Genomic DNA, 21,277 nt, shown 5'->3' with positions numbered 1-21,277 from the left:
ACGGTTCCGTATTCTCCTGTGAATCAACCGTAGCCCCTGTGTAGAGCTCCGGGCGACCCCTACGTCCGGGCTGAGGACAGGGCTTTGACGAGGTCGTCGCGGGTCATGTGTGAGCGGCCGGGGACGTTTGCGGCGGCTGCCTTCTTGTAGAGGTCGGATTTCGAGAGGCTGCTCAGGTTCTCTGTCGGCGCGGAGCGGATCCGCTTCTTCGCCGCGGGCTTCTTCGCGGCTGCGGCCTTCTGGGAGGTGGTGGCCTTGCCGCCGGTTGCCTTCGGGCTCCCGGCTCGCTCGACGCTTGCGCGCAGGGCTTCCATGAGGTCGACCGCTCCGGTCGGCTCGGCGGGCGGCTCGGCCTTCTCCACGGTGTCACCGGCCTTCTTGGCCTCGATCATGGCGGCGACCTTTTCCTGGAACGTGTCGTGGAACTCCTCCGGGTTCCACTTCATGGTCAGGGCGTCGATGAGCTGCTCCGCCATCTTCAGTTCCTTGTCCGAGGCCTTCGCCTTGCCGGGAAGGGTGTCGATCTCCCTTTTCGGGTCCCGGATCTCGTCTGCCCAGTGGAGGGTGTGGAGGGTCAGGACGCCGTTTTCGGCCTTGAGGGCGACCAGGTACTCGTGCTGGCGCATGACGAATGTGGCGATGCCGGCCTTGCCGGCCTTGGCGAGCGCCTGTTCCAGGAGGCTGTACACCTTGCCGTACTCGGCGCCCCGCGGTCCGAGGTAGTAGGTCTTGTCGAAGAAGATCGGGTCGACCTCCGTCAGGTCGACGAACCCGGCGATGTCCAGCGACTGGGAGCGGCCGGGGCGATGTCGTCCAGTTCCTTCGGCTCGACCAGGACGTACTCCTCGCCGGTGTCGTAGCCCTTGACGATGTCGTCGAGCTGGACCTCCTCGCCGGTGCGCTCGTTCACTCGCCGGTTGCGGATCCGGTCGGCGGTGCCGCGCTGGAGCTGGTGGAAGTGGATCGTGTGGCTGTCGGTGGCCGTGTAGAGGCCTATGGGCAGGCTGACCAGGCCGAACGACAGATTTCCGGCCCATACGGGACGAGCCACGACCGCCACCTCCTCGAGTTGTCCCCTCGTCCTTCCAGCTGACGGCTTCTGCCCGGTGATCGCATCCCTACTTCGGAGTAACCGATTCGCGCTGTTCGATTTTCGTTCGATATCTTGGAGGGAGGGATTCCGGCCATATCGGCTGAAACTGTTCATCGGCGGGAGGTGGGTCATGGCCAACGGCTGCCACCTCCACGTGGCGAGCGGGTTCTCCGCCCGCTACGGCGCCTCCCACCCTCGCGACCTCGTGGAGCGTGGGGTCGGGACGCTCGCCCTGACCGACCGCGACACCGTGACCGGCGCCGTCCGGTTCGCGAAGGCGGCCACCGCCGCCGGCATCCGACCCCTCTTCGGCGTCGATGTCGCGGTCGCCCCCCCACTCCCCCGCCCGCCCCGGAGCCACAGCCCGCCCCCGCACCCCGGTGCGCGGTGGTGCGCATGTGGTGGAGCCGCCGCTGCGGGTCACGCTGCTGGCCCGTGAGGCCGCGGGGTGGGGTCGGCTGTGCCGTCTGGTGTCCGCCGCGCATGCGGGGGCGGCGGGCGGGCCGCCGGTTGTGTCCTGGGAGGTGTTGGGGCGGTATGCGGATGAAGGGCTGTTCGTGTTGCTGGGTCCGGTGTCGGAGCCGGTGCGGGCGTTGTCCGCCGGGCGCCCGGACCTCGCCGAGCAGCTGGTTGCGCCCTGGCGTGAGGTGGCCGGTGCGAACCTGCGCCTGGAGACGGTGTGGTGGGGGCTGCCGGGTACGGGGCCGGGTTCGCTCAGGCTGGCCGCGCGCACCGTCGGGCTGGCCGATCAGCTTGGTATTCGGGCGGTTCTGACCAATGCGGTCCGCTACGCCGACCCTTTCCAGCACCGGATCGCTGACGTGCTCGATGCGGCCCGGCTGCTGCGCCCGATCGACCGGCGCAGGCTCGACTGCGGCGAGCGCTGGCTGAAGGACCCCGCCGCCATGCAGGCGGCGGCAGAGCGCATCGCGGAGGCGAGCGGGGCCGGGCCGGGCCGCGCGGCCGCACTGCTGGCGGAGACCGTGCGTACCGGCGAGGAGTGTGTGGTCGATCCGGTTGCCGACCTGGGTCTGGGCCGGCCGCACTTTCCCGAGCCGGAGGTGGTGGGCGCCGAGCCGGGGCCGGGCGGGGCGATGCGGCTGCTGCGCCAGCGGTGCGAGGCGGGGATGTTCGCGCGCGGGCTGGATGGCGACCGCGTGCGGTTGAGCAGCTGGAGTACGAGCTCGGCGTCATCGGGAAGCTGGAGTTCGAGCCGTACTTCCTGGCTGTCGCGCAGGTGGTGGCGGATGTGCGGGCGATGGGGATCAGGGTTGCGGCCCGGGGCTCGGGGGCCGGGTCGATGGTCAACCATGCGCTTTTCGTGGCGACGGCGAACCCGCTGGACCACGACTTGCTCTTCGAGCGGTTCCTGTCGGAGCGCAGGTCCTCGCTGCCGGACATCGACATCGATGTGGAGTCCGCGCGCCGGCTGGAGATCTACGACCGGATCATCGAGCGGTTCGGGACCGGTGACCGGTATGCCGGAGACCTACCGGGCCCGGCACGCGCTGCGGGATGCCGGGCTTGCCCTGGGGATCGAGCCCCGGGTGATCGACCGGGTCGCGAAGTCTTTCCCGCACATCCGGGCCTGCGGCATCCGTGATGCGCTGGCCACGCTGCCGGAGCTGAAGCAGCTTGCCGCCCAGGCCGGCTCGTTCGGTCCGCTGTGGGAGCTCGCCGAGGGCCTGGACGCGCTGCCGCGGGGTATCGCCATGCACCCGTGCGGTGTGATCCTCTCCAACGCCTCGCTGCTGGACCAGCTGCCGGTGCAGCCCACCCCGGGCGGGCAGTACCCGATGGTCCAGGCCGACAAGGACGATGTCGAGGATCTCGGCCTGCTCAAGCTGGATGTGCTGGGGGTGCGCATGCAGTCCGCTATGGCGCACGCCGTCGCCGAGATCCGCCGCACCACCGGCCGCCAGATAGACCTCGACAACCCCGACCACGTCCCCCTCGCCGACCCCGATGCCTTCGACCTGCTGCGCCGGTCGGACACGATCGGCATGTTCCAGCTCGAAAGCCCGGGTCAGCAGGACCTGGTGGGCCGGCTCCAGCCACGCGATGTCCAGGACGTCATCGCCGACATCAGCCTCTTCCGTCCGGGCCCGGTCAAGGGCGGCATGCCCGCCATGTACATCGCCGCCCGCCACGGAGCCGCCCCGCAGTATCCGCACCCCGACCTGATTCCCGTCCTGTCCTCCACATACGGAGTCACCATCTGGCACGAGCAGATCATCGACATGTTCGCCGTCCTGACCGGCTGCGACCGCGCGCTCGCCGAAGTCGCCCGCCGCACGCTCGCCAACGGAGAGCGCCTGCCACAGGTAGAGGCATGGTTCCGGCGCGAGGCCCGCCGTCGCGGCTACTCCCCCGCCGCCGAAGCTCTTGATGATCGCCCACACCTCGTCCGCTGGTCTGGCTGATAGCGCAGTGGCCCGAGGGCGAGGCGGAGCCGGTGAAGTACTGGATTTCGAACCTGCCCGCCGACATCCCGGCCAAGGACCTGGTCCGTCTGGCGAAGGCCCGCTGGCGGATCGAGCACGACTACCGTGAGCTGAAGACCGCTCTGGGGCTGGACCACTTCGAAGGCCGCTCGTTCACCGGCTGGCACCGCCACGTCACCCTCGTCACCGCCGCCCACCTATTCCTGACCGAGCAACGGACCTGCCCAAAAGCCCCTGCCAGGGCCTGACCCTCTACCAGACCCTGGACCTCTTCCAACACCTGCTGGCCACGTGGACCGGAACCTGCCCCACCTGCCAGCAGACCGTCCCATGGCAGCCCTACGACACCACCTAACAAAGCACTACTAGGTCCTGTCAGGCGGTCTTTCGGTGCTTGCGGAGCTTGGTGAGCGCCCTGGAGGCCCATTTTCGGGTGGTGCCGCCTTCGGCGAGGCAGGTGAGCAGCTCGATGGCCTCCTTGTGGTGGCCGTCCACATCGGCGAGGAACTCGGCGGCCTGCACGCGGGCGTGACTGTCCCAGACATCAGAGTCGTTGGCGATCCTGGCGAGGGCTCGGGCGCCGTCCTCGCGGTACCTGGAGAGTTGGGCGAGGGCGTGGGCCGCCAGCACGCGACCGTGGATGTCCTCCTCGGTGTCGTCCTCCACGATCATGGCTGCGAGCGGCTCGGCCACGCGTTCATCGTCGAGTTGAGCCAGGTTCAAGGCGGCTCTCGCGCGCCTGCGGACATCTAGGGCCTTGTCGTTGGTCATGTGCAGGAGCAGCTCGCTGCCACGTTCATTGCCCCAACCGGCCAGCACGGTGGCGATGTCCACACGCTCGTAGAAATCGCGGTACTGGGGAGAGGGGTCGGGGCTGACGAGAAAGGTGAGCAACCAGATGGCCCTCCCCCGGGCCACCTTGCCGAGAACCAGTCCGACTTTCAGGCCGTCTGGGAGACGTCGCCTGCAGACCATACCTAAACGGACCAGGAGATGTGCGGCTCGGGGCTGGTAGCCCTGCACGCGCGCCAGCACGGTGGCCGCCGCCAGTCGGTCTTCGAACGGTAGTCCGATGTCGGCGGCGAATCCGGTGAGCAGCTCGGCGCCCTCGGTCGCGTACCGTCCCCCGAGCTTGGTCAGATGCCCGGCGGCCAGGACGCGAGGTCGGCTCTCCAGCCTCTCGCCACGGGAAATGCGCGTGAGATAGCGAGCGAGTAGGTCAGCTGGGGCAGCCGTGTCCTCCACCACCTGAAGGAACAGTAGCCACAAGAAACCACCACCTGCGGTGCCGGCGGCGAGGGTGCCCCCGGCAAGGGCGTCCAGCGCCCGCACGGTCGCAGCCGAGACGTGATCCCCGGGGGCGAGGAGCCCGTGGAGGAGAAGGCCCAGGTAGGACGGTTCCATGCCCTCCAGTGGCCAGGGCACGATATTTGGGTAGAAAGATGACGATGCGTCGCCCCCGTGCCAAGGGCAGAGCCACGTGAGCAAATCGGCGCGGGCCTCGATATTGCGGGTGGCGTGCCGGGCAGCGTGGTATTCGACGAGAGTCTGGTGGAGGAAGTGGAAGTCCCCCGCTTGCTCGGCCAGGAGACCGGTGGGCCGTAGGAGATCGCCCAGGAAGGCGTTCCAGAGCGCCGGCCTGACCTTATCCGGGCGCTGCACAGGCAGGTGGTCGGCCAGGATCTCGACGGTCGGTGCGTTGTTCCCGTTCATTCGTTCGTACGCCAGGCGGTCTATGAGGTCGGGCAGTTCGTCCCGTACCGCTTGCGCAGCCCGCTCAGCTGCCTGCTGATCCCGGGGGATCTGGTGCCGGTCGGCGAGGACGCGGATCACCTCGGCATGGGTGGCTCCCACGTTCTTGTGGGTGTTCTGCTCGTAGAGCATCTCGACGAAGGAGCGGTAGACCCCGGTTCGGTCCTCTGGCCGGGGGCGGGTCGGGTCGGCCGCGTACATCGAGCACAGCATGGAGGCCATCAGCGGGAGGCGGGCCAACTCCCGCAGGCGGGACGCTCCGAGCCCAGCGGTGAAGACCTGGACATGTAGGTCGGGGTCCGGCAGGTCACGGAAGCAGCGTTGCGCATAGGTACGGAGGTCGGCCGGAGTGAACGGCTGGAGTTCGAAGCGGCCGACACCGGGCCCCAGCCGGGCGAGCTCATCGCCGGGCAGGGGCCGGGTGGCGATGACGAACCGGTAGGGGGACCACTCTTGGGCGGCTGCCCGTGCGAGGCGCTCCAGCAGGGCGGCGCGGGTGGCGCGGTCGGGGACCTCGTCCAGGCCGTCGACCATGACCAGCCAGGGTGTACCAGGCGACGGCGGCCGAGTGAAGAAATCCGCGGTCGGTGCGTCGCGGAGCCCGTACGGGCCGAGTTCCTCGATGACAGCGACTTCCAGGGCGCGCGACAAGAGCGGTTCGGCGGCAAGGGCGGTCGCACGGATGAGGGCCGGGACGGCCGGAGGCAGCTGATCACGAGTCCGGCCCGCTAGTTGGCGGGCGGCCGCGTCGGACAGGTGCTGGCGCAGCAGTACGGATTTTCCGCCGCCCGCGGGGGCCAGGAGCACCCGGATCCGGTCCGTCCCGGCGAAGACGGCCTCGGCGGGCACCCGCTCATCGTGATCCAGGTCCCCAGCATCGGCCCTACCGGCGAGCTGGCGCACGTAGACCTCGGTCAGTGGGAACGGTCCGGAGCCCTCTGTACAGCCGGGGTAGGGGTGCCGGTTGGCCGTGGACGCGGCGGCACGCAGATAGGAAGCCAGCAGCGCCTCGTGCCAAGGGGCGAGATCCTCGTGCTCCGGGGGCAGGACGTAGTAGTTGACCTGGTCGGTGTGTCCGACCGCGACGCCGCCCCCGGAGGCGGTGATCGCGGTCCGGGCGGTGACAGCCGAAGTGGCGCCGGGCGCGCTCAGTCCTGGGGCGGGCCCGGCTGCGGAGGGTTTCCCAGCGAAACGTTCCCCATCCGCAGGGCGGCCACGGAACCGTGGTCGGCCCGGATCGACACATCGCCGCCGACCGCGAGCCCTTCACCGGTAGCGGACACCGTATCGGCACGGGCCGGCACATACGCGCCGAGCAGGGCATGGAGAGCCTCGGCGGCCGACCTCCGCTCGTGCTCAGCGAGCCCGGCGAGGGCCATCTCGAAACGCGCCTGCCACGCGGCCTGCACGGCACGCCGCACGACCTCCGCCTCGAACTCATCAGCAGTGGCCAGCGCATGCGCACTCCGGTCCAGCTCGATGGCTACGCGCTCCTCGTCCTCGCGACCGAACCATCCGACCACCACCTGCCGCAGCCCCTGCCAGGCACTGGTTCCCGCAGCCTGCACCACCGCCGTGCCCCCCACCGCGGCCAGTGCGGTCAACCCCTCCGCCAGCATCCGCCGTCCCCTCGTTCGATTCTTCAACCGACGCGAACGACCGTAGCCCTTGGCCAACCGATCCACAGGCCCTTCGTTGAAACAGCCCTCGGCGACGAGCGTGCCGCGACCGAGGCGCAGGACCAGGCCCTTGCCGAGCTGCCCGCGAGCCTGCCGCGCTTCGCCACCCACCTCGAACTCCACCGAGGCCTGATGCTCGCCCGGCCCATCCGGCGACAGAGCGGGCGGCGTCGCGCACGCCACCGCCGCCATGGACGCCCTGCCGCCCGAGAAGCACAGCCTCACCCTGCGGATGCTCGTCAACGAGATCCGGGCCTGAACGCCGAGGACGAGCAACTGCGGGCGGGCCAGGGTGCCCGTGATCGCGCCGACGATCGCCTCGGTGGTGTCGCGCCGTCTGATCTTGGTCCACCCGCGGTACGAGGGGTGATAGCGCTGAACAGATCCTCGAGCAGCGCGCGCCGCTGCGAGTGCAGCGCAGCCAGCTACGACGCCGCCTTCGGCTACCAACTGACCGGCGACTACGACCTGGTGTCACCCCTGACGATGGCCCGCAGCCTTCCGAACATGGCTGCCGGTGAGGTCGCCACCCACCTGGGCCTGCGCGGACCCAACCTGACCATCAGCACCGCGTGCGCCGCTGGCGCCCACGCTCTCGGCGTGGCCCGCGACCTCATCCGATCGGGGTCCTGCGACATCGTGCTGACCGGTGGCTCTGAGTCGGGCCGCACCCGATCCGCAGCGCTGTGGTTCAACAGACTCGGCGCGCTGTCCACCCGCTGCCGGGACCCGCAGAGCGCCTCCCGTCCGTTCGACCGCGACCGCGACGGGTTCGTGCTCGCCGAAGGAGCGGCCGTCCTCGTCCTCGAGCGCCTCGATCACGCCCGCGCCCGGCGGGCCCCCGCCCGAGCCCTCGTCGCCGGATACGGAGCCGCAGGCGACGCCCACCACCCCACGGCCCCGCACCCAGAAGGCCGCGGCCTCACCGACTCGATCACTGCGGCCCTGACCGACGCCGACCTCACCTCGTCCGACATCGACCACATCAGCGCGCACAGCACATCCACACCGGCCGGCGACCTCGTGGAGGCTGGGGTACTGCATCGGATCTTCCGGGGGCGACCTCCCGCGGTGACCGCCCTCAAGGGAGCCACCGGCCACTCACTCGGCGCCGCGGGAGCCGTCCAAGCCGCCGTCGCGGTGCTTTCCTTGTGCCACCAGGCGATCCCTCCCACCGCCAACCTGGACACGCAGGACCCAGCCGTCGACCTCGACATCGTCACGAAGGCCCCTCGCCAACGGCCTCAACGCACCGTCCTCAGCAACTCCAGCGGCTTCGGCGGCGCGAACGCTGCGCTGATCCTGCAAGCCCCATGACGCCGGGACGGGCGGTACGACGCGCCACGCGTCCGCGAGCCTCGGCGTCCTCCGCCACCAGGCCGGACGCTGCTCTGCCGGCACGCGCCCTCGCGGGTGACCTCCGCCGTGGCCAGGCGTTGCGGCCGCGCCCTCCCTCAGCAGACAACTAGCGTGGCGACGTGACACTTCCCGACGTACACCGTCCCCAGCGGACGTCACCGACATCGGTTGCCCCCGACCCCACGCGTCAGGAGTATCGCCAGGCCTCTCCGGCGCTGTTCGCATCGCCGCTGCTGGACCGGTTCACCCGGGCCCATCCGGCGCTCCCCGTCGTGGTGTACCTGCCCATCGGCATCGTCCTGGCCTCGGTCGCGGTGCATGAGCGAGGGTGGTCCTCCACGGCGGGGCTTGCCATCGCCGGCTACGTCCTGTGGACTCTCACCGAGTACTGGCTCGCGCGCCTAGCCTTCCACAAGATTCCGCCGGGGGAGTGGGGCGCGCTGATGCACTGGCGACTCCACGGCGTCCACCACGAGCACCCCGACGACCCCAGGCGTGCCGTCGCGCCGCCGCTGATGAGCCTCCCCTTCGCCACGGTGATCACGACAATCGCCTTCGCCGTGGTCGGAACGGGGCGCGGATGCGCCGTAATGACCGGATTCCTCGCGGGCTATCTGGTGTACGACCTCCTCCACTACCACCTGCACACAGCCGCCCCAGAACCCGGATCGGACGTGAACTGCGCCGTCGGCACATGCTGCACCACTTCTCCGACGACACGAAGGGTTACGCCGTGAGCTGTCCCTGGTGGGACCATGTCTTCCGCACCGCACCGCCACCACGGAAGAGCTGACAACCCAGCGCCGAGCCGGAACGTGGTGCTGGCTTCTCTCCAGAGCGGGGCAGGGTACCGGCGGGTGGGCATGCGCTACGCCCCGAAGAGGCCCGGCAGGTCGCGGAACACCTGGCTCCCCTTGGCCCGCAGACGCCTGGACGGGCGTGCAGTTCGGCGGCGGCTGGGGCTCGCGCTACGTCCTGGACGCGATCCCGGTCCGCCCGGACCTGGTCGCCGAGGTCAGCGCCGACCGGACCATCGACCGGGGCGGAGTCTTCCGCCACCCACTGCGGTTCAACCAGCTGCGCCTGGACGTCACCGTCGAGGACGTACCCGGATTCGGAGCCGGTCCGGCGGCTGCCGCAGGGTGAGTGCCATGGCAGCGGACCGTCATGCCTCCGACTCCGTGGGGTGCTCAGCCCGACCTGACCCGGCGGAACTCTGATATTGAGGTCGAGGCATCTCGGGCGCGCTCTTCGGTCAGGCGATGGGGTGTATCAGAAGGCTCTCGGGCGAGGCAGTGTTTACGAGGTTCTCGTAAAGCGAAGGCCCTCGTGACCGGTGCCCGTTACGCCGACTACGCGGCGCCGTCGATCCGGAGCTCACGGTCCGGCCCGCAGAAGGGACACGCCTCGATGCCATCGGTCAGGAGGATCTCCCCACGTACGGCCAGTTGGGGATGTGACGTTCCGTGACCACCGTCGGTGGGTGCCGTACCGGCGCTGATGCGGGGTTAGGCTCGGAATGCCTTCCGGAGGAGCTCGCCGAACTCATCAGGGTGCGTGGTCAGGCCGGTGTGCCCGCCGGGGAAGTGACTGAGTTCCGTGGCGAGATGCTCGGCCAGGAAGGCGGCCGGACGGTAGGGCAGCTCGCCGCGCGAGTCCCGGCCGCAGGCAAGCACGAATCGGTCCGACAGTTCCTCCAGCCGTTGGATGTCCGGGGCGTAGGACATGAAGCTGGGCACGATGCGCCCGACGAAGTAGGGAAGGTTGGCCATCGTCCGCTCGGCCCGGGCCGCCGCCTGCGGTGGCAGCATGACTTCGGCCTTCGGCTCGGTGGTGTCGCCGCCCTTCTTCATCCCGGCGGCGAACACGGCCATCGCCGGCATGAGCCCCTCGGAGCTGAAGGTCTCCTGCACGCGCGCGATGAGCGCGCGATGTGCGGGGGCGTCCGGCAGGACCTCCACCAGCGGCGGTTCGTGCGCCACGAGGCGTTCGATGCGTTCGGGGTAGGCGGTGAGCAGGTGCAGGGCGGTGATCGCGCCCGAGCTGGAGCCGAACACCCTGGCGGGCTCATCGGGCGACAGCAGGTTCATTATCCGCAACGCGTCGTCGGCGTGCTCGGCCACACGTTGGTCGGCCTCGGGGTCGTCCAGCGCGCTTCGGGACATGCCGCGGGGGTCGTAGGTCGCGACGGTGTATTCGGCGGCCAGGTCCTCGGCGATGCCGTCGAAGGAGGCCGCGCCGCCCGTTCCTCCGGGGATCAGCAGCAGGAGGGGGCCCTGGCCGCGCACTTCGTAGTGCAGGTTCGCGCCGTTCACACGCAGGCTGCCGATGGTCGGGTCGGTCATGAAGAGTCTCCTTCTCGGGACGAGGGCCAGTGCTGCAGGAGGGTGTGGAGGGCATCGAGGGCACGGATCCAGGAGTGCTGCGGCGAACGCTCGTGTGCGAACGCGCCTGTGGCCTCCAAGGCGACGAATCCGTGGAACGTGCTGCGCAGCAACCGAACCGCGTCGGTCAGGTCGGGTTCGGCTAGTCCGTAGCCGCGCAGCATGCCGTAGGTCAGCTCGACCGCGCGCCGTGGTCCGGGCGCTTTCGCGGCCAGTTCAGGGTCGATCTGGATCGGGGTCTGCGTCGCCGTGTAGCGGCCTGGATGCTGGTGGGCGTACTCCCGCCATGCGTTGGCGAACGCGACCAGCGCGTCCTTGCCCGCCCGCCCTGAGGTCGCCTCCGCGATACGGATGGTCTTCTCGTCCGCCGCCAGCAGCGCGATCCGTCCACGCAGATCCTCCAGGCTGCGGACGTGCGTGTAGAGGCTCGCATCCTTCACGCCGAGCCGCCGCGCCAACTGCGACATGGTCACCTGGTCGAGCCCGACCTCGTCCGCCAGCTCGGCGCCCGCGATCGTCACCCGCTCCGCCGTCAGCCCTGCCCGCACCATGCACCCTCCCCATTTTCCTAGGGTTCCTAGTTTTAACCTAGGGACCCTAGGAATGGCAAGCAGGAGGCATCACTCACGCCGGTCCTGCTCTTGCGGATGGCTCGCCGTGCGCTTACCGGCCTTGAAGTCGTGCCCGAGCTGGAGAAGGCCCTCGCCCTGGCCCACCAGTTCAAGGAGGACGCCCCCGAGACGCCCGTCATCCTCACCGTGCACGACCTCAACCGCCTCGCGCGCAACGCGGCCGAGCTGATGACGCGGTCCGCCGAGCTCCAGGCCGGCAGGATCCAGCTCGAACTCCTCACCGTCCCGCGCCCCTACCGGCGGACACTCCCAGCCGTCCTCAGCCGGACCCCGGTGTCGTCGTCGAAGTCCTCGCAGAACGCTGCGAGGGCATCGGTGAGGTGATCAATCGAGCGTGCGGCGAACAGGACGGGCTGGTACCCCTCGACCCGGTACGCGGTGCCTGCCATCGCGCGCAGGTCCCAGTCGCGGATCTCGCACCAGGGCAACCGGCGCAGCTCGCCGGGCGAGGAGAGCAGTGCCGCGCCGTACGCCTTGACCGTCCCGGACTCGGTGACCACGCCGCATTCCAGGGTGTACCAGTACACCCTGCTGAGCAGGCTGAGGGCTTCCTCCGTCCGCACTTGTGCGGCTGCCCGGCCGACCAGGCGGTACAGCTCGGCGAACCGGGTCGAAGCCAGGTGGACGCCGTGGCCGAAAACGTCGTGGATCACGTCGGGTTCCGGAGTGTACAACGGGGCTGCGGGGTGCCGGACGAACTGGACCGCGTGGAAGTAGCCGTGCCGCAGCGCCCCAAGGAACCGCCGGTTCGGCACGAAGCCGCCGGCCAGGGTGAAGTCGAATCCGGTCCGGGCCCGCAGGTGCGCCCCGACCTCCCCGTGCTGCGGGATACGGTCCGCGGGGATGCACGCGTCCTCGCGGGCGGCCAGCACCGCCTGGCACGCGTGCGCCCGCAAGGCGGGCTCCAGCGCCGCGTGGACCGTGCGCCACGTCGCGTGCTCCGCAGTGCGGTACGCGACCGACGGCGAAGGATCGCCGACCCAGTGGCCGCGCGCCAACGCAAGGAGCGCGCCTCGCCGCGCCAGATAGCGGGGGTCACGCAGACCGGGGTGCAGAGCGACAGGAGCGAGCCTGCCGTCTGGCGTGACCGGGACCAGCTCCGATGCATCACTCATGGCTTCTACCGTTCCCCGGTGGGACCGTGAATGACCATCAACCACTCCTCGGCCTCTCCAGACCACCGGAGAGGCCTACCACGGGAGGCACTGCGGTGCATACTGGCCCGTCGCGGGATCGAGAAGCTGCGCAGCGGCGGGGTGAATAGGCCCGTCTGGTTGTGGTGGTCCCGCACCGGTGCCGAGCCTGAGGACGTCGACCGGTGCTGGTAGGCGTTCCTTCGCCGCTTCGACGTGGAGCACACCTTCCGCCTGCTCAAGCAAACCCTCGGCTGGACCAAGCCCAAGCTCCGAGAGTCCGGCGCGGCCGACCGCTGGACCTGGTCGTCCTGGCGGCGCACGCCCAACTCCGCCTCGCCTGCCCCCTCGCGCGCGATCTCCGCCGCCCGTGGTCAATTCGAATCCCGCTTGGGCTATGGCCTCCACGCCTGCCTCTCTCCACTTATTCGACCTTTCCGCTGTCACCACCAAGGTCCCGCCACGCTCCATGACGCGAGCGGTCTCCCATGACACAGCCTGGAATCCGTATGGGTTGATCGCGTGCACTGTGCTGAATGCTTCATCGCGGAAAGGCATTGCACCGGCGTCGGCCACAACGTCAATTCCGGGACCGGCGCTGATGTCCAAATTGACGGCGTTGTCCATCGGGTTGGCGCCGGAACCAAGGTTCAGGGTGCCGCAATTGTGGACGAGGACCGGTGTGGCGCCTGCCAGCACATAGTACGTGTGCGCGCTGAAGTGCTGCCATCTGCGTTCTCGCAGGTCAGCGGAATTCGACTGGTCCGTGGGTGGGCGTGGAACTGCCATGTTGGGCGCCCTTGTTTCCGCACGTCAACTACTGCCGTCAAACACCCCAGCGACCCCGACAGAAACAAATCCCGAGGGCCCCTGCGACATATTTCCTGCTGTGTCGCCGGGCCCACAGACGCAGACAGTGTTCTCTACTCTCTCAGAGCCTCTTCGATCGCCCTCGCGACTGAACTCGGCGTCACGTCATCATCTGGATCGTCCATACCTAGAAGCGGCAGGTCGAGGACGACCACCACTTCGTCACCAAATTCTCGCCTGATCGCCCGGATACTTTCGATGATCGCGAAATGGGCGGGGCTCACCGACGCGTAGTCTTCACGGACCTTTACCTCTTCTCCCTGCCGCTCAAAAGGCCGATAAGGAGGAATGGCCACCCACAAGGGAAACCCGTCTCCCGTCTCGTTCGGAACAATCTGAGCGCGATCGTGGGTCGGGCGCCCGCCGTAGCGCTCGAAAGCCCAGGCGCCGGCCATTACGACGACGTCCGCCCCTACAGACACGGCGCTAGACTCAACCACATCCATCATGGCCCGTGTGTGAAGCGGATTCGCCCACAGTTCGACCGTCCGCTGATTTCGCGTTGTCGCATAGATTCTCATGACTCACCACGGAACTGGCATAGAAGGCATGATTCGGACACGTCCCGCAGCATTCAATTCTCCCCCCATAGAACGAACGTATCCGTCATGCCCTTACCGCCATCTGCTAGATTCTCGACCCATGCGTGATCAGGAATCTGATCCATGCGGATGATCGACCGTGTCAGCGTGTACACACCTTCGCCGGGCCTATCTCCATATGCGGCCGCTGGGCGGCACTCTCTCGACGGTCAGGCTTACACAAAGATCGACAAGCCGACCAGCTGCCTGAACTCCAACAAGTCTGCCATCGCCTGCACCACCTACGGCTACGGCGCCGACTGGGCCAAGGTGACGCAGATCGCGGCGTTCGGCGGTCCCACGGGTGAGTCCGGCGAATCTCTCCCCAAGACCTCACTGCTTTTCGTCGAGAACGGACGTCTGTGGCTCGCCACCGCCGGTACCAGCAACCAGCTGGCACCTCAGGCGATCCTGCTTTCCGGGAACGACACGAAGTGGGACGGCTACGAGCTGATCGCACCCGGCCGCGCCCAGGGCACGGCCTTCCCCACCCTCTGGGCCCGCTCCAAGACCGACGGCGGCACCCTGCACGCCTTCACCGTCAAGAGCGCCACCGACCTCACCGGGTTCACCGACCCGGCCACAGGCCTGATCGCAAGCAAGGTCGACCCGAAGACCTATCCCCGCGTCGGCTCCAACGGAGACATCAGTGACGACGACATCCCGGACCTGTGGGCAGTCGACACCAACCAACAGCTCGTCTCGTTCTACGGCACTGGGACCCGCCCCGACGGCAGCAACCTCCATCCCACCGTCACCGGCGTCGACACTTCACCCGTCGCCCTGGCCGACCTGAACCGGGCCTCCGCCCAGGGGGGCCTCACTGGCCTGGCCGGCACCAAGGCCCGTGACGAGGTCGGATTCGATGCCGTCACGGCGCCCGCCGGCAGCAACCCCGCCACCCCCGCAGGCATCACCTTCGCCAACGAAATCATCGGCGGTCGCGACACCGCGCACGCGGCGTTCAGGGGCAAGGCCTCGAGCATCACCAGCACCACCAAGGCCGTCGACACGCGCGGCAGCTTCACCATCAGTACCTGGGCCAAGGCCGACACGGTCAACGGCGGCATTATTGCCAGCCAGGACGGCACCCGGAGCAGCGCCTTCCTCCTCTACGCTGACCCGAACGGCCAGGTTTGGCGCTTCGCGATCGCCCGCGGCGACACCGACGGCCTGATGTACGACTGGACCGACCTCGCTGTCAACAGCGCGGCCCGCTTCACCCCCGGCCAGTGGACCCGTGTCTCCGCCGTCTATGACGCCACCACCAGCCTGATGCGTCTCTACGTCAACGGCACCCTCGCCAGCACCGGCCACCACACCGCGAGCACCAGCCAAGCCCCGACCGGCCCGCTCGTCATGGGCCGATTCAAGAAGGACGGCCAGCCCGCCTACCTGACCACCACCCTGCCCGACAACGGCTTCTTCGGCGGCATCAGCAACCTCGCCGTCTACCCGTACGCCGCCTCCGTCACCGCCCCCAACGCGTCCAGCCCCATCCACCTGGCCGGCGCCGCAACCCACTGCGTCGACAACGACTACGACCGCGACACCGACGGCAACAAGATCCAGATCGCCCGCTGCAACGGCACCAGCGCCCAGCAGTTCCAGATCCGCAACGACGGCACCATCCAGACCCACGGCAAGTGCCTCAACGCCGCCGGCGCCGGCACCGCGAACACCACACTGATCGAACTGCTCACGTGTGACCCGAGTGCCCCGAGCCAGCGGTTCGTCCCCCGCGCCAACGGCGCGATCTACAACCCCGTCTCCGGCCGCTGCATCGACCTCGGCAACTACGACACCACCCCCGGCCGCCAGCTCTGGCTCTTCGACTGCAACACTTCCCCGGCACAGACCTGGACCATTCCAAGCCTCGGTACGGCTCCCCTGCCGCTGCCGGTTCCGGTAGCCAACCTTCCCGCCCCCTAACCACCCCACTAGCAGAGCACGGGCCCGCCACCCACACCCCGGGTGGCGGGCCCCACCTCCCTCCACACACCCAGCCCAAGCGCCTCGAGCGCAGGCCCCACTCGAGCGGGCCAGCACCCCGCGTTAACGGTCTCCGGCCCGGAACAGACATAGGGCAGTCCGGGCGGACCGTCCATCCAGTTCAACCCACGACCAGAGACAGGGAACCCGTGCCCAAGCGCCGACTCGTCATAGCCGCAGCTGCCCTTGCAGCAGGCGTTGGACTCATGCCCGGCATGGCCCAGGCCCAGCCCGTAGCACCCGATCCCCACCGGGCAGCCGCCCCCGATGTGGACCCGAGCGCAGCCGAGGCGTCCGGCGCCGAAGTCTTCAGCAGCAGTGAGGACCGTACGGTCCGCAGCACGGTGCCGACCGCCCAGAGCCGGGCGGCGTCCGCAGCCGACAGCCAGGACCTTGCGATCAAGCTGCACAGCTGGGGGACCACTGCGCACAAGATGCTTCTGCATTCCACCTTCAGTGGCGCTGAAGGTCCGCTCGGCGTCACCGTCTCCTGGGGCGACGGCACCACGGACACGGTCACTGCCGACGTTGCCGAGCCTCTGATCAGCAAGCACGCGTACGCCGAGGTCGGCCAGTACACGATCACCGTGACGGTGACCGATCCGACGACCAACACTCAGGCCGTCAACAAAGTGATTGTGAAGACGCTTGGCTCGGACTTCACCCCGCACGCCCCGTTGCGTCTTCTGGACACCCGCGACGGCACGGGCCGGGAGAAGGGCAAGGTCCCGGCGTACGGCTCGGCCAGCGTCAAGATCACGGGCAGCGGCTCGATTCCCGACGCGGTCACCGCCGTGGTCCTCAACCTCACCGTAACCAACGCCACCGGCGGCGGCCACATCATCGCCTCGGGCAGTGGTCGGCAGATGCCCGAGACGTCCAGCATCAACTACGGCCCGGGCGAGACCGTACCGAACTTGGTCATCTTGCCGGTCGGCACAGACGGGCGCGTGAACCTGCACAACATCGGCTGGGAGTCCGTCGACCTCGTCGCAGACGTGACCGGCTACTTCACCGCAGCTGCATCCAGCGGCTTCATCTCCCTCTCACCGACCCGATTCGTCGACACCCGTGAAGGCCACGGAACGGCCAAGGGCCAGGTCACCGGGCAGGGCTCGTTCGGCGTGCACGTAGCCGGGGTAGGCGGCGTCCCCAAGGGCGCCACCGCTGTCTCGCTCAACGTGACGGTCACCAACCCGCGCGAAGCCGGCCACCTGACCGTCTACCCCAGCGGGCAGGCGGCGCCGACCGCCTCCAACCTGAACTTCACCGCCGGCCAGACGGTCGCCAACTCCGTCATCGTGCCCGTCGGCCCCGACGGGAAGATCATGGTCCGCAACGGTGCTTGGCAGGGCACCGACGTGGTCATCGACGTCAACGGCTTCTACACCCCCGACAGCAATGCCGCCTATGTGTGGAATCACCCCACGCCGACCCGGATGGTGGACACCCGCAAGGACGGCAGCCCCCTCGCGGCCCGTGGCTACCTCCCCCTGCAGGAGGTTCCGGATGCCGCGGCGTACGTCCTGAACACCACGGTCACCAACACGACCGACGCCGGATTCCTGTCGGTAGCCCCGGACCCGAACTCGCGCGAGCAGTACGAGAACGGTACCGCGACCCCGCCCGCGCGTCCGGTCGCCTCCAATCTGAACTGGACGGCGGGTAAAACAGCCGCGAACTTCGTCCAGGCCAGCCCGTCCGACACTGGCATGGTCGCCTTCTGGAACCAGGGCTGGGAGGACGTCGACCTGATCATCGACTACTTCGGCTACTACGGCACCAACTGATCATCAGCGCCCGCCCCACGCGGCGGGGCGGTGCCTTACACCAGGCACCGCCCATAGAGGTCGCCGCCTGGTCCCGGTCCTCGGCAATGCACGGGCAGCGACCCAGAATGAGGCCTCATGAGTGAGGATCGGACTGGCCGACGGACAAACTGACCGCGCTCCGCCTAGTACAGCAACGGCGTTTGCTGTGACTGGTGGCCGGGCTGCTCGTTGGGCTGGTTATGGGTGGGGATCGTGGTGATGTCGGGTCGTGGGCGGCGGGTCTGGACGAGTTGCACGAGCGTTTCGTGCATCGGTTTTCCAGGTCGGAGCCGCGGGAGTCGGCTCTTGCCTATATGCGGGGGCTGATAGCCCCGTTGGAGCGGAAGAACGGGTGGACGCTTGCCGAGGAGGCTGGTCACACGGCTCCCGACCGGATGCACCAGCTGCTGAACCGCTGCGACTGGGACGCCGACGAGGTCCTCGACGGCGTCCGTGACTACGTGGCCGAGCATCTCGGCGACCCCGAAGCGGTCCTGATCGTGGACGACACCGGCTTCCTGAAGAAGGGCGTCCGGTCCGCCGGCGTCCAGCGCCAGTACTCCGGAACGGCGGGCCGGACTGAGAACTGCCAGATCGGTGTCTTCCTCGCCTATGCCGGCGCTCATGGCCGCACGTTGATCGACCGACGCTTGTATCTGCCCACGTCATGGACTGATGACCGAGAACGGTGCCGGGCCGCAGGCATCGAGGACACGGTCGCTTTCGAGACGAAGGTGGTCGCCAAGGCGATGGTCCGCCGGGCGATCGCGCAGAGGATTCCGTTCCGGTGGGTGACCGCTGATGCCGCCTACGGCTTCTCCAAGGGCTGGCGGACCGAGCTCGAGCGGGCCGATGTCTTCCACGTCATGGCCACCACCCGGCACGACACCGTCGTCACCCGCTGGGCGATTGACCACCCGGTTCACGATCTGTTTCCCGGCCTTGCGAGGCAGAAGTGGAAGCGCCGTTCCTGCGGCACCGGCGCCCACGGGCCACGCGTTTACGACTGGGCAAGGGTCGAGGTCCGGCCCTGGCACCGCGAGGACCGCCGGCACTGGGTGATCGCCCGCCGCAGCGTCAGCCGGCCACAGGAAATCTCCTACTACATCGCCTACTGCCCGGCCGAGACCACCCTCGACGAGCTGATCCGTATCGCGGGCAGCCGGTGGGCCGTCGAGGAATGCTTCCAGACCGCCAAGCAGGAATGCGGCCTGGACGACTACCAGGTCCGCCGCTACCCCGGCTGGCACCGCCACATCACCCTCGCCATGGTCGCCCACGCCTGCCTCATCGTCCCGAAGGCCCGCGAAGCGGACACGGGGAAAGCAGAAACGGATCATCCCAGCTCATACCCGTCACCCTCCCCGAACTCCGACGCCTGATCAGCCGCCTCACCCATTGCCGACCATCACCCGTCCAGCACGTCCTGCACTGGTCACACTGGCGCCGCAGACGCCAGTTCCAGGCCCGAATCAGCCACTGCAAACGACGCGGACACACACCACCAGAAGCTGCCAACCAGTCAGTCCAAAGACCGTTGCAGTACTAAGAACCCGTTGTTCTATCGAACGCGGTCGTTGGGGTTTCCGTGGTGGGAGTGGGTTTCGTTCTGGTGAGGCAGGGATGCGTCGTCGTATTTCTCCTGGATCGTGGGGTGGCTGATGACGTCGGTGATGGGGCTGCTGGAAGCAAGGGAGTCGGCCTGCCGGGAGGTGATCGAGCGGTTGCGGGAGGAGGCCGATCGGATCCTGGCCGAGCTCGGAGAGGCCGAAGGGCAGTTGGAGCGGCTGGTCATCGCGCGGGAGACGGTGGCCGATGTCCTGAACGGCCCGGCCGTTGCAGCTCAGGGGGCCGTGGTGAAGGACGCGGATGCGGTTCCGGCCGGGGTGATGGTGGTGCCGCGTCGTCGTGAGGGTCTCTCGGTTCGTGTGCTGCCGGAGGAGCATCAGCGGGTCATGGCCGTGCTGGACGCCGGGGCGGCTGCTGGTGGTGTGCGGGCCAGGGATCTGACCGTCGCGCTGGGGCGGGAGTCGGTTCCTGGGAAGATCGAGGGTGTGCGGGCGATGGCCAAGCGGCTGGTGGCGCGGGGGTGGGCGGTGGAGGAGACACCCGGGGTGTTCACCCCGGCCGGCGGATCAAGGACGCCTGCTGCTGCGTGAGAGCGGCTGCCGTGCGAGACGGCGGCCCATGACGATGGTCATGGACCACATCACCCTCGCCTCGTGGGTGGCGGTCAGGCGTTCGTAGTCGCGGACCAGGCGGCGGCGGTGCATCAGCCAGGCCAGTGTGCGCTCGACGACCCACCGGCGGGGCAGGACCACGAAGCCGGCGCGGTCATCGGTGCGTCTGACGATGGCGAGTGCGAGGTGAAGGGAGTCCTTTGCCCATTCGACGCATCGGCCGGCGTAGCCGCCGTCGGCCCAGACCAGCGTGATCTTTCGGTGGAATTCCCGGAGCCGGTTCAGCACCGGCATGTCCGAGGGCTAACGCCGCGTCCGGCTCCCGTGATCAGCCGCGTTTCCATACAGATGCGCGATGCAGTCACACGATGGGGAAGCCGGGTTGGACGCGGCGAGCTCGGACACGCAAAGCTGTGACAACAGGGTCTCCTGGAACTGCCCGGATGGGGTCGCACCCCCGAGCTACCAAGAGGCCCTGCCTTCATGCACGGACCACCACAACATCACCCGACCCAGAATCCCGTTCGAACCCCAACGACCGCAGGATCGATAGAACAACGGGTTCTAAGCGGCGCCTGTCTTGTCGTTGATCTGGAAGGTGATTACGTCGACTTCGTCGGTTCCCGCCAGATCTGGGTAGTGGCCCTTGAGGCCTTCCCGGAGTTCGGTTGCGGTCGTCAGCCCCTCGGCTTGGGCGTCCTGGTTGGTGAGGTCGCTGACGAGGCAGTGCCTGATGCCGGTCACCTCTGCCGGCAGGACGACCTCGGGATCGCTTTCAAACACCAGCCGTGCCGGCCCGAGCTGGGCCGGGTCCTGGAAGCGGGTGGTCTTGGTCTTGGCGCCAGAGCGGACGTCTTCAAGGTAGCGGGGGTTGAACCGGATGATCGGGGGACCGGCCGTCTCGGGGTCTTGGTAGAGCGATGGGTCGAGGCCGTTCATGCCCGTCTCCGGGGTCCATCGCTGAGTCAGCGGCATCAGGTCGGCGGCGAGAACGGACCTGGGCCCCGCGGGCGTGGGCACGATGACGCGCATGGTGGGGTAGTAGTCCACGAAGACCTGCCGATCGCGCCCGCACGGCCCGATGATCCCCCGCCCGTGGTTTCCCACGGCAACGATGCAGCGCATCTGGCGGGCGCCCTGGGCTCGTGCGGCTCCCAGAGCCACGAGTTCGGCACAGGGTCCGCCTGTGAAGTGGTAGAGGTTCACCCCCGCGAACATCCGGTAGTCGGCGGCCATGACCGCAGCCCCCATCGTGTGGATCCCGTCTTCGTCGGGCCCGGCGTCCGTATGCGCGTCTATGGTGCGGCGTGCCAGCTCCACGAGCTCACGCTCGTCATCATCGAGAGCTCGTGCAGATGACGGTACGT

At 68.4% G+C, this 21,277-nt stretch carries 15 protein-coding genes and 5 pseudogenes; 12 read left to right on the top strand and 8 right to left on the bottom strand.

All coding sequences use genetic code 11. From position 1 onward, the window contains the following. Window positions 1–59 precede the first annotated feature (59 nt). A pseudogene (gene ku / locus ACZ6I1_RS09385) lies at window positions 60–1,207 on the bottom strand (non-homologous end joining protein Ku). 16 nt (window positions 1,208–1,223) lie between these two features. Between ku and ACZ6I1_RS09380 the strand changes: the two are divergent. After that, a pseudogene (locus ACZ6I1_RS09380) lies at window positions 1,224–3,468 on the top strand (PHP domain-containing protein); the annotation flags it as partial. Between the two features lie 32 nt (window positions 3,469–3,500). Further along, a pseudogene (locus tag ACZ6I1_RS09375) lies at window positions 3,501–3,785 on the top strand (transposase); the annotation flags it as partial. Between the two features lie 127 nt (window positions 3,786–3,912). Here ACZ6I1_RS09375 and ACZ6I1_RS09370 read toward each other — a convergent pair. After that, window positions 3,913–6,138, bottom strand: a complete 2,226-nt coding sequence (locus ACZ6I1_RS09370) for an NACHT domain-containing protein (RefSeq protein ID WP_469284918.1) — start codon at window positions 6,136–6,138, stop codon at window positions 3,913–3,915. A gap of 857 nt (window positions 6,139–6,995) precedes the next feature. Here ACZ6I1_RS09370 and ACZ6I1_RS09365 point away from each other — a divergent pair. The 4 genes and pseudogenes from ACZ6I1_RS09365 to ACZ6I1_RS09350 all read left to right on the top strand — a co-directional run. Beyond that, window positions 6,996–7,227 (top strand): annotated as a pseudogene (locus ACZ6I1_RS09365) (XRE family transcriptional regulator); the annotation flags it as partial. A 107-nt stretch (window positions 7,228–7,334) separates the two neighbouring features. Beyond that, window positions 7,335–8,285 carry a beta-ketoacyl-[acyl-carrier-protein] synthase family protein gene (locus tag ACZ6I1_RS09360; protein WP_469284916.1) on the top strand — a complete coding sequence of 317 codons (951 nt, stop codon included), beginning with the start codon at window positions 7,335–7,337 and terminating at the stop codon, window positions 8,283–8,285. 161 nt (window positions 8,286–8,446) lie between these two features. Next, a complete protein-coding gene (locus tag ACZ6I1_RS09355) occupies window positions 8,447–9,064 on the top strand; it encodes a sterol desaturase family protein (RefSeq protein ID WP_469284914.1) in 618 nt (205 codons plus the stop codon). A gap of 202 nt (window positions 9,065–9,266) precedes the next feature. Further along, complete coding sequence (locus ACZ6I1_RS09350; RefSeq protein WP_469284912.1) at window positions 9,267–9,473, top strand: hypothetical protein; 207 nt, start codon at window positions 9,267–9,269, stop codon at window positions 9,471–9,473. A gap of 362 nt (window positions 9,474–9,835) precedes the next feature. Here ACZ6I1_RS09350 and ACZ6I1_RS09345 read toward each other — a convergent pair whose 3' ends face one another. Further along, the gene (locus ACZ6I1_RS09345) at window positions 9,836–10,672 is read right to left on the bottom strand and encodes an alpha/beta fold hydrolase (protein WP_469284910.1); all 837 of its coding nucleotides are present in this window, start codon (window positions 10,670–10,672) and stop codon (window positions 9,836–9,838) included. Beyond that, entirely contained in the window at window positions 10,669–11,262 is a 594-nt protein-coding gene (locus ACZ6I1_RS09340) for a TetR/AcrR family transcriptional regulator (RefSeq protein ID WP_469284907.1), read from the bottom strand. Before ACZ6I1_RS09340 ends, ACZ6I1_RS09345 begins: the two co-directional genes overlap by 4 nt. Before the next feature lie 129 nt (window positions 11,263–11,391). On the opposite strand from ACZ6I1_RS09340, the gene ACZ6I1_RS09335 reads away from it, so the two are divergent. Then, entirely contained in the window at window positions 11,392–11,667 is a 276-nt protein-coding gene (locus ACZ6I1_RS09335; protein WP_469284904.1) for a recombinase family protein, read from the top strand. Here the strand turns inward: ACZ6I1_RS09335 and ACZ6I1_RS09330 are convergent. Next, complete coding sequence (locus ACZ6I1_RS09330) at window positions 11,577–12,458, bottom strand: phenylalanine 4-monooxygenase (RefSeq protein WP_469284900.1); 882 nt, start codon at window positions 12,456–12,458, stop codon at window positions 11,577–11,579. The genes ACZ6I1_RS09335 and ACZ6I1_RS09330 overlap by 91 nt on opposite strands. A 147-nt stretch (window positions 12,459–12,605) precedes the next feature. On the opposite strand from ACZ6I1_RS09330, the pseudogene ACZ6I1_RS09325 reads away from it, so the two are divergent. Beyond that, window positions 12,606–12,850 (top strand): annotated as a pseudogene (locus ACZ6I1_RS09325) (NF041680 family putative transposase); the annotation flags it as partial. Window positions 12,851–13,399: 549 nt separating this feature from the next. On the opposite strand, the gene ACZ6I1_RS09320 reads toward ACZ6I1_RS09325, so the two are convergent. Continuing rightward, window positions 13,400–13,795: a hypothetical protein gene (locus ACZ6I1_RS09320; protein ID WP_469284898.1), complete on the bottom strand. Its 396-nt coding sequence runs from the start codon at window positions 13,793–13,795 to the stop codon at window positions 13,400–13,402. 216 nt (window positions 13,796–14,011) lie between these two features. On the opposite strand from ACZ6I1_RS09320, the gene ACZ6I1_RS09315 reads away from it, so the two are divergent. From ACZ6I1_RS09315 to ACZ6I1_RS09300, 4 genes are all read left to right on the top strand, one after another. Continuing rightward, window positions 14,012–15,859: a ricin-type beta-trefoil lectin domain protein gene (locus tag ACZ6I1_RS09315; protein ID WP_469284896.1), complete on the top strand. Its 1,848-nt coding sequence runs from the start codon at window positions 14,012–14,014 to the stop codon at window positions 15,857–15,859. A 266-nt stretch (window positions 15,860–16,125) separates the two neighbouring features. Further along, complete coding sequence (locus ACZ6I1_RS09310) at window positions 16,126–17,709, top strand: hypothetical protein (protein ID WP_469284893.1); 1,584 nt, start codon at window positions 16,126–16,128, stop codon at window positions 17,707–17,709. A gap of 221 nt (window positions 17,710–17,930) precedes the next feature. Beyond that, complete coding sequence (locus ACZ6I1_RS09305) at window positions 17,931–19,112, top strand: IS701 family transposase (RefSeq protein WP_469284968.1); 1,182 nt, start codon at window positions 17,931–17,933, stop codon at window positions 19,110–19,112. A gap of 291 nt (window positions 19,113–19,403) precedes the next feature. Next, window positions 19,404–19,889: a hypothetical protein gene (locus ACZ6I1_RS09300; RefSeq protein ID WP_469284891.1), complete on the top strand. Its 486-nt coding sequence runs from the start codon at window positions 19,404–19,406 to the stop codon at window positions 19,887–19,889. Here the strand turns inward: ACZ6I1_RS09300 and ACZ6I1_RS09295 are convergent. Beyond that, window positions 19,866–20,204 carry a transposase gene (locus tag ACZ6I1_RS09295; RefSeq protein WP_469284889.1) on the bottom strand — a complete coding sequence of 113 codons (339 nt, stop codon included), beginning with the start codon at window positions 20,202–20,204 and terminating at the stop codon, window positions 19,866–19,868. The two genes, ACZ6I1_RS09300 and ACZ6I1_RS09295, sit on opposite strands and share 24 nt — an antisense overlap. 270 nt (window positions 20,205–20,474) lie before the next feature. After that, window positions 20,475–21,230, bottom strand: a complete 756-nt coding sequence (locus tag ACZ6I1_RS09290; protein WP_469284887.1) for an ASCH domain-containing protein — start codon at window positions 21,228–21,230, stop codon at window positions 20,475–20,477. Window positions 21,231–21,277 lie beyond the last annotated feature (47 nt).

The organism is Streptomyces sp. NPDC046303, assembly GCF_055588085.1.
The sequence above is the reverse complement of the archived record's forward strand: the minus strand, read 5'-3'. Positions and strand labels throughout refer to the sequence as shown.